Source organism: Microvirga sp. 3-52, assembly GCF_018383585.1.
In the GTDB taxonomy this organism is placed as follows: Bacteria; Pseudomonadota; Alphaproteobacteria; order Rhizobiales; family Beijerinckiaceae; genus Microvirga.
Genome location: NZ_JAHAMK010000015.1, coordinates 110,570 through 124,341, shown reverse-complemented (window position 1 = coordinate 124,341; position 13,772 = coordinate 110,570). Strand labels below are relative to the sequence as shown.

At 64.2% G+C, this 13,772-nt stretch carries 12 protein-coding genes and 1 pseudogene; 7 read left to right on the top strand and 6 right to left on the bottom strand.

Going from position 1 to position 13,772, the window contains the following annotated elements; all coding sequences use genetic code 11:
* Positions 1-387: 387 nt before the first annotated feature.
* Positions 388-2,988: a hypothetical protein gene (locus KHP60_RS13655; RefSeq protein ID WP_213564861.1), complete on the bottom strand. Its 2,601-nt coding sequence runs from the start codon at positions 2,986-2,988 to the stop codon at positions 388-390.
* A gap of 480 nt (positions 2,989-3,468) precedes the next feature.
* On the opposite strand from KHP60_RS13655, the gene KHP60_RS13650 reads away from it, so the two are divergent.
* From KHP60_RS13650 to ppa, 3 genes are all read left to right on the top strand, one after another.
* On the top strand, positions 3,469-3,819 hold the full coding sequence (locus KHP60_RS13650; protein WP_213564860.1) for a hypothetical protein: 351 nt from the start codon (positions 3,469-3,471) through the stop codon (positions 3,817-3,819).
* Between the two features lie 525 nt (positions 3,820-4,344).
* Positions 4,345-4,851, top strand: coding sequence for a GNAT family N-acetyltransferase (locus KHP60_RS13645; protein WP_213564859.1), 507 nt, complete (start codon positions 4,345-4,347; stop codon positions 4,849-4,851).
* A 283-nt stretch (positions 4,852-5,134) separates the two neighbouring features.
* The gene (ppa, locus tag KHP60_RS13640; RefSeq protein WP_213564858.1) at positions 5,135-5,662 is read left to right on the top strand and encodes an inorganic diphosphatase; all 528 of its coding nucleotides are present in this window, start codon (positions 5,135-5,137) and stop codon (positions 5,660-5,662) included.
* A 102-nt stretch (positions 5,663-5,764) separates the two neighbouring features.
* Here ppa and KHP60_RS13635 read toward each other — a convergent pair whose 3' ends face one another.
* The 4 genes and pseudogenes from KHP60_RS13635 to KHP60_RS13620 form a co-directional block, all read right to left on the bottom strand.
* Positions 5,765-6,787, bottom strand: a complete 1,023-nt coding sequence (locus KHP60_RS13635; RefSeq protein ID WP_213564857.1) for a cadherin domain-containing protein — start codon at positions 6,785-6,787, stop codon at positions 5,765-5,767.
* Positions 6,773-6,853: pseudogene (locus tag KHP60_RS25500) on the bottom strand (hypothetical protein); the annotation flags it as partial. The gene KHP60_RS13635 and the pseudogene KHP60_RS25500, both read right to left, overlap by 15 nt.
* Positions 6,854-6,865: 12 nt before the next feature.
* On the bottom strand, positions 6,866-7,963 hold the full coding sequence (locus KHP60_RS13625) for a calcium-binding protein (protein WP_213564856.1): 1,098 nt from the start codon (positions 7,961-7,963) through the stop codon (positions 6,866-6,868).
* Positions 7,964-8,089: 126 nt separating this feature from the next.
* Complete coding sequence (locus KHP60_RS13620; protein WP_213564855.1) at positions 8,090-8,836, bottom strand: cation transporter; 747 nt, start codon at positions 8,834-8,836, stop codon at positions 8,090-8,092.
* 67 nt (positions 8,837-8,903) lie between these two features.
* On the opposite strand from KHP60_RS13620, the gene KHP60_RS13615 reads away from it, so the two are divergent.
* Positions 8,904-9,335 carry a helix-turn-helix domain-containing protein gene (locus tag KHP60_RS13615; protein ID WP_213564854.1) on the top strand — a complete coding sequence of 144 codons (432 nt, stop codon included), beginning with the start codon at positions 8,904-8,906 and terminating at the stop codon, positions 9,333-9,335.
* A 169-nt stretch (positions 9,336-9,504) separates the two neighbouring features.
* On the opposite strand, the gene KHP60_RS13610 is transcribed toward KHP60_RS13615, so the two are convergent.
* Complete coding sequence (locus KHP60_RS13610; protein WP_213564853.1) at positions 9,505-10,767, bottom strand: ubiquinone biosynthesis hydroxylase; 1,263 nt, start codon at positions 10,765-10,767, stop codon at positions 9,505-9,507.
* Between the two features lie 189 nt (positions 10,768-10,956).
* On the opposite strand from KHP60_RS13610, the gene tesB reads away from it, so the two are divergent.
* From tesB to KHP60_RS13595, 3 genes are all read left to right on the top strand, one after another.
* Positions 10,957-11,817, top strand: a complete 861-nt coding sequence (gene tesB, locus KHP60_RS13605; RefSeq protein ID WP_213564852.1) for an acyl-CoA thioesterase II — start codon at positions 10,957-10,959, stop codon at positions 11,815-11,817.
* 207 nt (positions 11,818-12,024) lie between these two features.
* Positions 12,025-12,363: a P-II family nitrogen regulator gene (locus KHP60_RS13600; RefSeq protein WP_213564851.1), complete on the top strand. Its 339-nt coding sequence runs from the start codon at positions 12,025-12,027 to the stop codon at positions 12,361-12,363.
* 35 nt (positions 12,364-12,398) lie between these two features.
* Positions 12,399-13,742: an ammonium transporter gene (locus KHP60_RS13595; protein ID WP_213564850.1), complete on the top strand. Its 1,344-nt coding sequence runs from the start codon at positions 12,399-12,401 to the stop codon at positions 13,740-13,742.
* The last annotated feature ends 30 nt before the right edge of the window (positions 13,743-13,772 follow it).

The following is a 13,772-nucleotide window of genomic DNA, read 5'->3' as shown; positions in this document are numbered from 1 at the left end:
TGAGGAAGGTCGCCGCGCGCACCGGCGACCAGAACACGCGCACGCAGATCAGCGGAATAGGGCTGGGGCATGGCTTGCCTCCCGGGCCATATGCCTGTCAACGCACAGCCCACCCGAATGGATTCAAGTCCAGATCAAAAGCGCTTTAGGGCCTGATCGATGAAGCGCCGCCCTTGTTCCGAGAGGCGGGCGTTCACCTTCTCCGTCATCACCGGCCTGTGGCCGACCGGATGACACCCTCCCCCGTCATGGCCGGCCCTGAGCCGGCCATCCCGACCCTGTGAGGCGCGGCGCTTCACTTCATGGGGATCACCGACACGAGGCCGGTGATGACACAGGAGGGGGATTTCCAGCTTCTCAGGATGAGTTCGCAGCGAACTCCGTCGTTCAGATGAAGAGGAAGTCCCTGTAGGTGAGGCTTGTGCCCTCACCCTTCTGAAGCTTCACGGTGCCGATCTCCAGCATGGCCTTCGCGCCGGAGCCGTCCGCGTCCCAGTACAGCTTGACCTCGGTCGGCTTGACCTTCCTGGCGATGAAGAAGTCGTCCCGGTCGAGCGCCTTGTCGCCGACGCGGAAGAAGCTGCTCTTCATCGTGCAGGCATGGTCGAGCCCTGCCCCTTTTCCCTTCAGGTACTTGGCGATCGTCCTGTTGCCGAATGCCGCGTCGTCGAGGTAGATCGAATCGTATTTCGGCCCGAAATCGTAGATGACGTCCTTGTTCTTGTTCGCCACGCTCTTGCTCGTCAGCTTGGTGTCGAACACGAACGCGTCCCGGCTCGCCGCGCCCTTCGTGCCGTAGAGCTTGTCCAGCCCCGCGCCGCCCCCGATCGTGTCGTTGCCCGCCTCTCCCTTGAGCGTATCCCGGCCCGCCCCGCCGAACAGGCGGTCGTGGCCCGCGCCGCCGCGCAGGACATCGTTCTTCACGCCGCCGAAGAACACGTCGTGGCCCGCCGTGCCGCCCGTGGATTCCGGATCGATGTTGCCCACGTCGATGGTGAAGGCCTGGCTCGTGACGCCACCCCGGCCGTCCGAGGCCTGGACGATGACGTTGTGCGAGCGCGCCTGCTCGTAGTCGAGCCGGAAGCCGTCGGCGACCAGGATCCGGTTGCCGGAAAGCGTGAAGCGGCCGCCGGCATCGTCGAGGAGCGCATAGGAGAGGGTATCGTTGTTGGCGTCGGTGGCCGACAGGGCGCCGACCTCGCGCCCGGCCATGGCGTATTCGTCGGCCGCGTGCCCGGACAGGGTCACGCCGGACGGAGCCTGGTTCGGCGGAGTCTCGTCCAGATCGGCGACCGCGATCGTGAAGGCCTGGGTGGCGCTGGTCCCGCCCGGCTTGCCGTCATCGGCCTTCAGATAGACCGTCACGTATTTCTGACCGGCCGGCAGAGCCTCGTAGTCGATCCCGGCCTTCAGCTTGAGAAGCTTGTTGCCGGTGCCCGAGTTGTCGATCTCGAACAGGCCGTTGGCATGGCCGGCGACGCTGTCGTCGAAGCTCCAGGTCAGGCTGGTGTCGTTGTCCTTGTCCTGCGCCGACAAGGTGCCGGCAAACAGGGCATTCTCGTTGATCGAGACCTGCGTGGCGTCGTTGAGGCGCAGGGTCGACGGGGCATGGTTGCCGTTCACCACGGGATTGCTGACGATGGTGAAATCCTTCACCAGCGCGCCGCCGTGGCCGTCGGACACCCGCACCTTCACCGTGTAGGTGCGGGCTTCCAGCGTGCCCGAGGCGACCGACAGCACGTTGCCGTTGGTGATCGTGAACTTGCCCTGGTTCGCGTCCGACAGATCGATTGCGAAGCTCAGAATCTGGCCGGTATCCGGGTCGTGCGCCTTCAGCGTTCCGAGAACCGGCGTCGTCACGTCCTCGTCGACGCTTGCCGCGTTGGTGTCGTCTGTGAAGGTGAGACGATCCGGATCGTGGTTCTCGGCGCCGGGCGTGAGGGCTTCGGTGACATCGTTGAACTTTACCCGCTCGATATTCGTGAGCCTGTCGTTGCCGTCGAGACCCGTGACCGTGAAGGTGCCGTCGGGGTTGGCAGTGATGGTGTAGGCGCTGCGCAGGCCGGAGAACACGGCGGTGTCGCTGTCGCCGCCGCCGTCGAGCACGTCGTCGCCGGCGTCGCCGTTTAGCATGTCGTCGCCGTCGCCGCCGAACAGCCGGTCGCCGCCGCCCTTGCCCATGAGGGTGTCGTTGCCGCCCGCGCCATGCAGCTCGGCCCCGTTGCCACCGCCCCGGTCGATGCTGATCAGCGTATCGACCTGGTTGGTGCCCTGCACGCTCTCGATGTCGGTCAGCGTGTCGCCGGCCGCCCCGCCGCCGTTGTGGTGGGTGGTGAGGTCGACGGTCACCCCTTGGTCGGTGACGTTGATGTAGGTGACGAGATCCCAGCCGCCGACGCCGCCGTCCAGGATGTCGCCGCCGGCGCCGCCCTCCAGGAGGTCGTCACCGGCTTCGCCATAAAGCCGGTCGCCGCCGTTCTGCCCCTTGAGGATATCGTTCCCGCCGGCACCGTGGAGTTCCGACCCGCTTCCGTCCAGCCCCTGAACGCTGGTGAGCGTGTCGCCCTGGTTGGTGCCCTGGAGGCTTTCGATGCCGATCAGAACGTCCCCGGCCGCCGCGCCGCCATTGTTCGAATTGTTGGACAGATCGATGATCACGCCGCCCTGGGCGTCAGGGCTATCGATATAGATTGCGAGATCCCATCCAAGGCCACCGTCGAGCACGTCGCTGCCGGCGCCTCCGTTTAGGTTGTCGTTCCCGTCCGACCCGAACAGCTTGTCGTTGCCGCCGGCGCCCCGGAGATTGTCGCCGAACTTTGTCCCGGCGTATTGCTCTCCTGAAGTGCCGCCCGTCCAATCGACGGCACTCTGCCGAAGGTCATAAATTTGGGCTTTGATCTGATTGCTCGCGATCCATTCGACCAGGAATCGTCCATCCTTCAGGCCGGAAACTTTCTGATTGCCATAATTGGTGCCGGCTGCAGTCACGATGAAGCTGCTCTCGACTGTTCCATCCGTATCGACGATTTTGGTGCAAAGGCCTTCGGTTTTGCCATATGCGATGACGAACCCCCCGTCAGAGGTTCCGCTGAGCTCAAATCTGGACCGTCCGGCACCTGAATCGATTGCAAAGACTCCGCTCGCGGGTTGCCCAGCTGCATCAAAGATCTGTCCGACGATCCCGTCGGCCAGTGAATTCCACACGATGGCAAACTGACCGGTACTCAAGGCGACGACTTTGGCATCCGCTCCGTTGTTCATCTCGAAGGGCGAGATCGTCGAAAAACCTCGCGTCGGCGCCCCGTTGAAGCGAAGATCGAAGCCTATCGAATATTCCCAAGAAGTGCCGTTCCAATGGGCACGCGCCAACAGTGTAACGTAGAGACCACCTGAGAGACCCTCTGTGTCTCTTGAGTAGTAATTATCGTTCTCGCTCGGTTTGTAGATGAGGGACTCGGATTGGTTTCCTTGAGCGTCGATGAGAAGCTGACCTGTTCCGAGATGATCAGCCTTAGGTCGACTGTAGTAGGAAATGAGGAAGCCGCCGTCAGGAGTGGCTACAACGCTTTCGTTCGGATCAAAATTGGCGTTTTTTTGAATGGCCGTCTCTCCGAGAGAGATGCCCTCGGATGTGTAGCGGTGCCAAACAAGATTGTAGGCATTGGACGGGTTCTTTTGATGATAAACGATAGCGAAGTCGCCGTTGCTCAGAACGACCGCTTTGGGGAAACCTACCTCGCCTTCATGCTGGTTCACCTTAAAGGCAGGCTGGGCTATGGTGCCGTCGGCATTCAAGACTACGGCTTGGACGCTGGGTGAACCTGAATGGCTCCTCCAGCTCATGAGGATTCGCCCGTCCTGCAGCGGCGTGGCGGAGTCCACGCCCGGGAAAGTGCCGCCTGGAAAGGTCAAGATTGGTCCCCAAGTCGCCGGCGCAGCCATCGTCATCTCCTCTTTCATCGGATCGCACAGCGCTTTAACCATAACCGCGCAGGTTGGCGGTGCGGTGGGACACATCCGTTATAACGTTTCTAACGTGGCGTATGTATAGTTGCCTCCCGATGAGATTCAACTCCTCCTTTCGGTAGGGAAGCTCTCGTGATGAAGAAAGGAGGCCTGCAAAAAGACAAGTTAAAACAATTATTTAGCAATTAAATGACTTAATTCGTTCAAAGGAGCTGGCCAGAGCTCAGCCCCTTGCGTCCTTTTGCCCGCCCCCGGCCAACCAGCCCATTCCCTATAATGCCAGGCTTCCGCGACCGGAGGGCGCGGCGCCGTTAATGGCCCGTTAACCCCGTTGGGCGGACACTCGACCCTGACCTTCCTCTCGCCGCCTTCGTGTCTATGAGCGACCTTCTCGTCAGTATCCGCCACGCCAAGCCCGACGACGCCGCAGCCCTCTCGCGGGTCTTCGATGCGGCTTGGCGGGAGGCCTATCTCGGGATCATTCCCGGCGTGACCCTGGACAAGATGTTCTCCCGGCGCAGCCCGCGCTGGTGGCGCTCCACCGTGTCGCGCGGACGCCCGCTCGTGGTGCTCGACATCGGCCAGGGCGCCGTCGGCTACGCTTCTTACGGCCGGTGCCGCGACCGGTCGCTACCGGCGAACGGCGAGATCGACGAACTCTACCTGCTGCCGGAATACCAGGGCATCGGCTTTGGGCGGCGCCTGTTCAAGGCGGTCCGCAACGACCTCAAGGCCCGGGAGATGGACAGGATCGTCGTCTGGGCGCTTGCAGACAACGAGCGCGCCTGCGCGTTCTACGAGAGCATGGGCGGGCAAACGATCACCCGGGTCGAGGAGCGCATCGGCGGAACGCCGCTCGCCAAGGTCGCCTATCTCTTCCGCTGACCGCCTCCCGACCGCCGACCCGAAACACTGTTTCGAGGTTTGCGCCGCAGGTCCCGCTTCTCGGGGGAAGCTGCGCCCGGCCGGGCCGAAAAGTGGGTTCCCCTTTTGAGTCCAATGCTCTAGTGAGGCGTCCAAGCTTCAGAAGGCGGTCTCTCGGCCTATCGGCCCAGGCCGCTCTCAAGACGATCTTTTGCCGCATTTTCACCGGCGTGACGGCGTTCCCTGCATGGCGGGACGGCTCACCCGAGACAATGCTTCAAGCCTGGTTCCGGAGAACAGCTTTATGCGCATTGACGCGATCAAGATTGGAAAGAACCCGCCGGACGACGTGAACGTCGTGATCGAAGTGCCGCTCGGCGGCGAGCCCATCAAGTACGAGATGGACAAGGAATCCGGCACGCTCTTCGTCGACCGCTTCCTCTACACCTCCATGCGGTATCCGGGCAATTACGGCTTCATCCCCCATACGCTGTCGGGCGACGGCGACCCCTGCGACGTGCTGGTGGCCAACACCCGCGCCATCGCGCCGGGCGCGGTCATCAACGTGCGCCCCGTGGGCGTTCTCGTGATGGAGGACGATGGCGGCCAGGACGAGAAGATCATCGCGGTTCCGTCGAGCAAGCTGACCCAGCGCTACGACCGGGTCTCGACCTATACGGATCTGCCCGAGATCACCATCAAGCAGATCGAGCATTTCTTCGAGCACTACAAGGATCTCGAGCCCGGCAAATGGGCCAAGATCATCCGCTGGGGCGACGCCGAGGAGGCCCGCCGCCTGATCGTCGAGGCGATCGAGCGGGCGAAGAAGTAACGCCGCCCGAGGAAAAGGGTGGGATCGGCCCTTGCGCCGATCACGGAAGCATCCGGCCCGGCTCGCCTGAGCCGGGTTTTCCTTTGTTCGGAGCGACAGTCTTCAGAAGATGACGAAGTCCTTGTGGGTGATCGGGAGCTTCGGCGAGATGTTGGCGAACTGGATCGCCTTCTGGGGCCCGGATCCGTCCGGGTCGTAGAACAGCGCCCCGGCCTTCTTCAGGTACAAGATCCGATCGTCCGTGTCCTTGAAGTGATCGCCGACGACGAAGGCCTTTTTCGACAAGGTCCCTTTGGAGATCTTGAAGATTGTTTTCGACAGGTGAATGGTGTCGTCCTTCGGGACGAAATCCTGGATGTAGTCGAGGTTGGATTTCACGCTCGGCTTCTTGTCGAACACGAAGACGTCCTTCTCCGTTCCGCCGACGAGGGTGTCGTTGCCTGCTCCTCCTTTGAGGGTGTCGGCGCCGGCGAAGCCGGAGAGGCGGTCGTTGCCGCCCAGGCCGGAGAGGCGGTCGTTCCCCGATTCGCCCTCGAGCTGATCCGCGGCCGCCGTGCCTGACGTGATGAGCGGTGTCGTCTCGGTCGTGTTGTCCCTGACGGTGATCGTCAGGGTCTTGGTGAACTCCCCGCCCCAGCCGTCGGAAGCCTTGACGGTAAGCGTATGCTGCGTCGCCGTTTCGTAGTTGAGGGCATTCCTGACGACGAGCTTGCCGTCGCTGATCCCGAACAGGCCTCCAGCATCCGACGTCAGGCTGAAGGTCAGGGTATCTCCGTCGGGATCGGAACCGAAGAACGTGGCCACCGTCGCGCCGATGGCGGCGCTCTCCGAGACGCTGGCGCTCGAGGGCGAGATGCTGGTCGGATTGCCGTTGACGAGTGCGACGGTCGTGTCGCCGAATTTGGCGAACCGGATGTCCTTGAGCAGATCGGTGCCGTCCTGCCCGGTCGTGTCCGTGATCGTGATCCCGTCGAGGCCGGTCACGATGCTGTAATTGGCCCGTGCACCGGAGAATACGGCCGTATCGGAGCCGCTCCCTCCATCGAGGGTGTCGTTGCCCGCGCCGCCTTCGAGCGTGTCGTTGCCGGACTCGCCCTGGAGCGTGTCGTTGCCCGCCAGACCCATGAGGGTATCGTTGCCGCTGTTGCCGTCGAGGCGATTGGCCTGGTGGTCGCCCGTGAGCCGATCGCCTCCCGAGCCGCCTTACAGGTTCTGGATGTCGATCAGCTTGTCGGTGCCGTATCCTGTCGTCTGAGCATCGGCCTTCGAGAGATCCACGGTCGCCGCGGTCGAGCCCGAAAACCGTACGGTATTGTTGCCGCTACCGCCGTCCAGAGTGTCATCGCCGGAGCCGCCATCCAGGATATCGTCGCCATCGCCGCCTTTGATGCTGTTGGCGAGGAAATTGCCGGTGATCGTGTCCGCTCGATCGCTCCCGATGACGTGTTCGATGTTGGCGAGTGTATCCGAGTGCCCGTTGCCGAAGGCGGAGCCGGACGAGAGATTGATGGTAAAGCCGCTCGACGGGGTCGATGGCCACGTCACGCCTGAATAATCGATTGTGTCGGTGCCGCTGCCGCCATTGACGGTGTTGGATCCGATCCCGAGGATGAAGGTGTCGTGACCTCCTCCGCCGTCGATGACGTTGCTTCCTTTTCCAGCGGAAAAGGTCTCGCTGCCGGTGCCGCCATAAGCGATGTCATCGTCGTCTCCCAAGTCGATGATCCCAACGACCGTGCCCGACCGGCCGTCATAGAGGTCGTCGCCCTCTCCCAGGCTCAGGGCAGCGGCTCCCGGCGTGACGGCGGTGGTCTTGAGGGTGCCCGTGTTGACGATCCGGTCGCCTCCCTTGCCGCCGATCACGGCGAGACCAGTGGTCTCGATCGTACCGGAATTGAGCAGCTCCAGCTTGGCCGAGGTCGAGGTCGACGCGATCTCGATGCCGACGGCGCCCTTGATCGTCTGGAAGTTCGTCACCGAGCCCAGTCCGGCGCCGGAAAAGCGGATGCCGACATCGGTCGTAAAGTCGCTTTGCGAAATCGCGATCTGGCCGATCACGCCATCATTGATCACGCTGCTGTCGATCCCCTGAAGGTGCAGACTGTAGGTATTGCCCCGGACGGAGCCGCTGCTGCCGACCGTGATGCGCTGCTTGCCTGCGGCCTGGAAGATCGCCCCGGTGGCACTCTCGAGAGCCATGTCGATGATGGTGCTTCCAGCAACCGTGTCGGCGAGCTGGATCAACGCCTCGGTGCCGGGCGCCGGCAGATCGTCTAGCGAGTCATAAATTCGATTGGTCATGAATGTGCCCCAGCGGTCCGGCGATACACTGGGCACATTATTACGTTATTACATCAACAAAGGGAAGGCTGACCTCCTCCCGGGTCGAAGAGAGGCCAGACGTTCCGCCTGACCCTCATCGTTACGTCATTCAGCCGGGACGGCGGCGTCCGACCCGGCGCTGCGGTACTCGGCCCAGGCCTGTCGCAGGATCTGCACCGCCGAGGACAGGAACAGGCCGGCCATGATGCCGGCCACGATCAGGTCGGGCCAGGCGCTCGTGGTCCACCAGACCGCACCGGCCGCCGCCATGACCACGACGTTGCCGACGGCGTCGTTGCGCGAGCACAGCCAGACCGAGCGCACATTGGCGTCCCCATCCTTGTAGCGCATGAGCAGGAGCACGCTCGACACATTGGCGGCGAGCGCCAGGATCCCGATCCCGCCCATGATCTCCGCCCGCGGCAGGCCGAGGATCAGCACGTGGTAGAGCGTGGAGCCCAGCACCCAGGCTCCCATGAGCGACAGGCTCAATCCCTTGAACAGGGCCGCGCTGGCACGGACGCGCAGGGACGCGCCGATCACCGCGAGGCTCAGGCCGTAGGTGACGGTGTCGCCGAGAAAGTCGAGCGCATCCGCCTGCAGGGCCTGGGAGCGCGCGACGTGGCCAGCCACGATTTCCGTGACGAAGAGGGCGGCATTGATCGCGATTACGGTCCAGAGCACGCGCTTGTAGCGGGGATCGAGCCCGTCGAAGACCGGCACGCCACCATGGCAGCCGCAGGCCGTCTCCGCAGGGCCGTGGGCTTTCGCCGGATGGGTGGCGTGTTCGTGCGTTTGGTGCTCGTGCGAGGAGCAGCATGCTCCATGGTGATGGTCACACGAATCGCTCATTCGGCTCTCCTTTCCTTCGAGGAGAAAAGCCGTACAATCTCTAGCGACTAGAGGTTCAAGAGGAAAAATGACGAATCTGTCCATCGGAGAACTGTCCCGCCGGGTCTCCGTGAAGGTGCCGACCATCCGCTACTACGAACAGATCGGCCTCCTCCCCGCCCCGCCGCGCACGGAGGGCCGGCAGCGCCGCTACGGAGCCGAGGACGTGTCCCGCCTCAGCTTCATCCGCCATGCGCGGGAGCTCGGCTTCGACGTGGAGGCCATCCGCGAGCTTCTGAGCCTGAGCGCGGCACCGGAGCAGCCCTGCGAGCCGGCCGACCGGATCGTCCTCCGGCATCTGGAGAGCGTCGAGCGCCGCATCGCCCAGCTCCAGCTTCTCGGTTCCGAACTGCGCCACATGCTCGACGATTGCCGGCATGGGCAGGTGGGCGAATGCCGGATCATCCAGGTGCTGGCCGATCATGAGCAGTGCCGGCACGAGCACGGCAGGGTGAGCTAAAGGCCGTACAACGCTGCAGCCCTCGTCCTGAGGAGCCGCTGGAAGTGGCGTCTCGAAGGCGGGTCCAGAGAGCACTGGAGACGCCCTCGGGCCTGGACAAAGTCCGGACCTCGAGACGGCCTCATGGCCTCCTCGGGACGAGGGCTCTTCGGAGTTTCAGAAGTTGCCCTTACAGCCCCTCGCCCCTCAACAGCCTCGGCTGCCGCTCGCGGATTCCTGCCGCCTCGCGGATGAAGAAGCGCTTCAGGCCCGGCATCCGGTCGACGAGGCCGAGCCCGAGATCGCGGATCAGGCGCACGGGCAGGACGTCGTTGGAGAACAGGCGATTGAGACCGTCCGTCATCATGCCCATCGTGGTGATGTCTGTGCGCCGCGCCCGTTCGTACTGATCGAGCACGTCGGCCGCGCCCGGATCCATGCCGAGCCGCATGGCGTCGGTGATGATCTCGGCCAAGGCCGCCGCATCGTGCAGGCCGAGATTGAGTCCCTGGCCGGCGATGGGATGGATCACGTGGGCGGCGTCGCCGAGAAGCGCCAGCCGCTCGGCCACGAAGGACCGCGCCACGCCGAAGGACAGCGGAAAAGCCTGCGGCTTGGTCTCGAAGGCGAGTTTTCCGAGCTGCAGCCCGAAGCGGCGCTCGAGCTCGACGAGCAGGTCCTCGGGATGCGATTCCAGCAAGGCCGGCACGTTCTCGTTGCGCTCCGTCCAGACGATGGAGGAGCGGTGCTTGAGGCTGCCGTCGGCCTGCGGCTCCGGCTTGAGCGGCAGGATCGCGAAAGGACCGGCGGGAAGGAAATGCTCGAAGGCCTTGCCCTCGTGATCGCGCTCGTGGGCGATGGTCGCCACGATGCCGGACTGCCGATAGGGCCACGAGATCCAGCCGATGCCGGCCTGCTCGCGCAGGCGCGAGCGCCCGCCATCGGCCGCGACGAGCAGCGAGGCCTGCAGGCTATCGCCATCCGTGAGGGCAATCTCGGTGTGGACGCCGCGGACCGCGAAGCCCTTCACGCCCTCGGAGCGCAGATCGACCCCGGCCCCGCGGCAGGCCTCCAGCAGGGCGGCGGTCAGATCGCCCGCCGTGATCATGTGCGCGAAGGGCTCGCTCCCGTCCACATCGCCCGCGAAGGTGAGGAAGGTCGGCCGCACCGGATCCTGCAGGCGGCTGTCGGTGATCACCATGTCGAGAATCGGCTGGGCCCGGTCAGCGACCCCGGCCCAGATATCGAGTGCCTCCAGCATCCGCCGCGCCGCTGCCGCGATGGCATAGGAGCGCTTGTCCCCATGGGGATCGCGCCTGAGCGCCGGATCGCACATGACCACGTCGACCCCGCCGGCGAGCGCCTTCTTGAGCGCCAGCGACAGAGACAGCCCGGCGAGCCCTCCGCCCGCAATGACGATGCGCGGTCGCTCCATCCCCGCTGCTGCGCTCATCGGTCTTTCTCCCATGGCATTTTCGGGCAAGTGGATTCCATTCGCCGCTGGAAAATGCGTGTGCCGAAGAAACTTTCCGGCTCTGGATCTTATAGGTGGGTGTCTGCCATTCATTGACCAGCGTCAAGCTTGACCTTCTCGAAGCGCTCACCGATGGATGGCTGTTGCCGATCGAAGGACCTTGAACCCATGTCCCGTGCCGTCACCGATCTTCTCTCCATTCTCGACCTCGAACAGCTCGAGGTGAATCTGTTTCGCGGGCAGAGCCCGAAGAGCGGATGGCAGCGCGTGTTCGGCGGGCAGGTGATCGGGCAGGCGCTGGTCGCCGCGACCCGGACAGTCGATGGGCGCCCGCCCCATTCGCTCCACTGCTATTTCATGCTGCCGGGCGATCCGAAGGTTCCGATCATCTACGAGGTGGAACGCATCCGCGACGGCAAGAGCTTCAGTACGCGCCGGGTGCTGGCGATCCAGCACGGGCATGCGATCTTCGCCATGTCGGCCTCCTTCCACCGCGAGGAGGAGGGCTTCGAGCATCAGGCCGACATGCCGAAGGTGCCGGGCCCCGACGAACTCCCGAGCGAGGAGGAGGTGAAGGGCGGCCTGATCCTCAAGATGCCCGAGCCCATGCGCACCTATTACGAGCGCGAGCGCCCGCTGGAGATCCGGCCGGTGGAACTCAACCGCTATATGTCGCGTGAGCCGGGCGAGCCGCGCTTCCATGTGTGGATCAAGACCACCGGGCGCCTGCCGGACGACCCCGCCATCCACCAATGCGTGCTGGCTTATGCGTCCGACATGACGCTCCTCGACACGTCCCTCATCCCGCACGGGCGGACGGTTTTCGAGCCGGAAATCCAGCCGGCAAGCCTCGATCACGCCATGTGGTTCCACCGCCCCTTCAGGGCCGACGAGTGGCTGCTTTACGCGCAGGACACCCCGAGCGCCGGCGGCGCCCGCGGCCTGTCACGCGGACTCATTTTTAAGCAGGATGGGACCCTGGTCGCCTCGGTTGCTCAGGAAGGGCTCATTCGCGTGCGTCGAGCCTGAGGTTTTCTGCCTAAAATTTAATCAAAGAGGCGCTTTTATAGCCCAGCTTCGGCTGCCTAGGAAAGAGGCAGCCGCCCTTTTCCCAGGTCGCCAAAGCTTGGCATGTTTCTTGCGTAAATTCCCCCGACACCTGTCCGCGAGGCCGGGTTCACATTGGAAACCGCCGCCTGAGTTGTCGGGCGGACGTCTCAAAAGGGGGCCTAACCCATGAAAATCGTGATGGCGGTCATCAAGCCGTTCAAGCTGGAGGAGGTGCGCGACGCGCTCACCGCTCTCGGCGTGCACGGCCTTACCGTGACTGAGGTGAAGGGATACGGACGGCAGAAGGGTCATACCGAGATCTATCGCGGCGCCGAATATGCGGTGAGCTTCCTGCCGAAGCTGAAGATCGAGGTCGCGGTGGCGACCGAACTGGTGAACCAGGTGATCGACGCGATTACGGCGGCCGCGCGCACCGGCCAGATCGGCGACGGCAAGATCTTCGTCACCTCGCTCGAGAAGGCGGTCCGTATCCGCACGGGCGAGACCGACATCGACGCCCTTTGATTCCATTCATTCGATCATTCCGGAGTTTGAATCCGATGAAGTTCCGTCCTCTCCTCCTGCCGGCGCTCGGTGCGCTGGGATTAAGCCTCGCACTCTTCGATCCCGCGCTGGCACAGGATGCCGCCGCAGCCGCCCCCACGGTCAACAAGGGTGACACCGCCTGGATGCTCGTCTCGACGATCCTCGTGATCCTCATGACGATCCCGGGGCTCGCGCTGTTCTACGGCGGCCTCGTGCGCACCAAGAACATGCTGTCCGTGCTCATGCAGGTCTTCGCGGTGTTCTCCCTCGTGGCGATCCTGTGGGTCACCTACGGCTACTCGCTCGCCTTCACGTCCGGCGGCGAGGGCCTCGGCGCCTTCATCGGCGGCTTCTCCAAGGCGTTCCTAGCCGGCGTGACCACCGATTCCACCGCCGACACCTTCACCAAGGGCGTCGCCATTCCGGAGATGGTCTTCATCGCCTTCCAGCTCACCTTCGCGGCGATCACCCCGGCGCTGATCGTCGGCGCCTTCGCCGAGCGGATCAAGTTCTCGGCCGTGATGCTGTTCACGGGCCTGTGGGTCACCTTCGTGTATTTCCCCATCGCCCACATGGTGTGGTTCTCGGAAGGCTATCTCTTCGGCCTCGGCGCTCTCGACTTCGCGGGCGGCACCGTCGTCCACATCAACTCCGGCGTGGCCGGCCTCGTCGGCGCCCTCATGATCGGCAAGCGCATCGGCTATGGCCGCGACCTGCTCGCCCCGCACTCCCTGACGCTCACGTTCGTCGGCGCCTGCATGCTGTGGGTCGGCTGGTTCGGCTTCAACGCAGGCTCGAACCTCGAGGCCACCGGGGGTGCTGCTCTTGCGCTCCTCAACACCATCGTGGCGCCCGCCGCCGCCGGCCTCGCCTGGATGACCGTGGAAGCCATGGCCAAGGGCAAGGCCTCGCTGCTCGGCATCGCGTCGGGGGCGGTCGCGGGCCTCGTGGCCATCACCCCGGCGGCTGGCCTCGCCGGACCGATGGGCTCCATCGTGCTCGGCCTGGTCGCCGGCGCAGTCTGCTACTACGCGGTCACGGCGGTGAAGAACGCGCTCGGCTATGACGACGCGCTGGACGTGTTCGGCATCCACGGCGTCGGCGGCATCATCGGGGCCATCGGCACCGGCATCGTGGCGGCACCGTCGCTCGGCGGCTACGGCGTCGGCGAGTACTCGATCGGCGGCCAGGTCTGGACGCAGATCATCGCGGTGGTCGTCACCCTGGTGTGGACCGGCATCGGGTCCGTGGTGCTCTACAAGATCACCGACCTGATCGTCGGCCTGCGCGTCACGCAGGATCAGGAGCGCGAAGGCCTCGACCTCGCGGACCACGGCGAGCGCGCCTATAACTACTGAGCCGAACCCTGCAGCGCCCGAGGGAACGTC

What these genes read in the sequence shown, in the direction of transcription:
- KHP60_RS13625 (WP_213564856.1), bottom strand. Translation starts at nt 7,963, where the DNA reads ATGACCAATCGAATTTATGACTCGCTAGACGATCTGCCGGCGCCCGGC.
- tesB (WP_213564852.1), top strand. Translation starts at nt 10,957, where the DNA reads ATGTCCCGTGCCGTCACCGATCTTCTCTCCATTCTCGACCTCGAACAG.
- KHP60_RS13610 (WP_213564853.1), bottom strand. Translation starts at nt 10,767, where the DNA reads ATGAGCGCAGCAGCGGGGATGGAGCGACCGCGCATCGTCATTGCGGGC.
- KHP60_RS13620 (WP_213564855.1), bottom strand. Translation starts at nt 8,836, where the DNA reads ATGAGCGATTCGTGTGACCATCACCATGGAGCATGCTGCTCCTCGCAC.
- KHP60_RS13635 (WP_213564857.1), bottom strand. Translation starts at nt 6,787, where the DNA reads ATGGGTCTGGCGGGCAACGACACGCTCCAGGGCGAGTCCGGCAACGAC.
- KHP60_RS13600 (WP_213564851.1), top strand. Translation starts at nt 12,025, where the DNA reads ATGAAAATCGTGATGGCGGTCATCAAGCCGTTCAAGCTGGAGGAGGTG.
- KHP60_RS13595 (WP_213564850.1), top strand. Translation starts at nt 12,399, where the DNA reads ATGAAGTTCCGTCCTCTCCTCCTGCCGGCGCTCGGTGCGCTGGGATTA.
- ppa (WP_213564858.1), top strand. Translation starts at nt 5,135, where the DNA reads ATGCGCATTGACGCGATCAAGATTGGAAAGAACCCGCCGGACGACGTG.
- KHP60_RS13615 (WP_213564854.1), top strand. Translation starts at nt 8,904, where the DNA reads ATGACGAATCTGTCCATCGGAGAACTGTCCCGCCGGGTCTCCGTGAAG.
- KHP60_RS13645 (WP_213564859.1), top strand. Translation starts at nt 4,345, where the DNA reads ATGAGCGACCTTCTCGTCAGTATCCGCCACGCCAAGCCCGACGACGCC.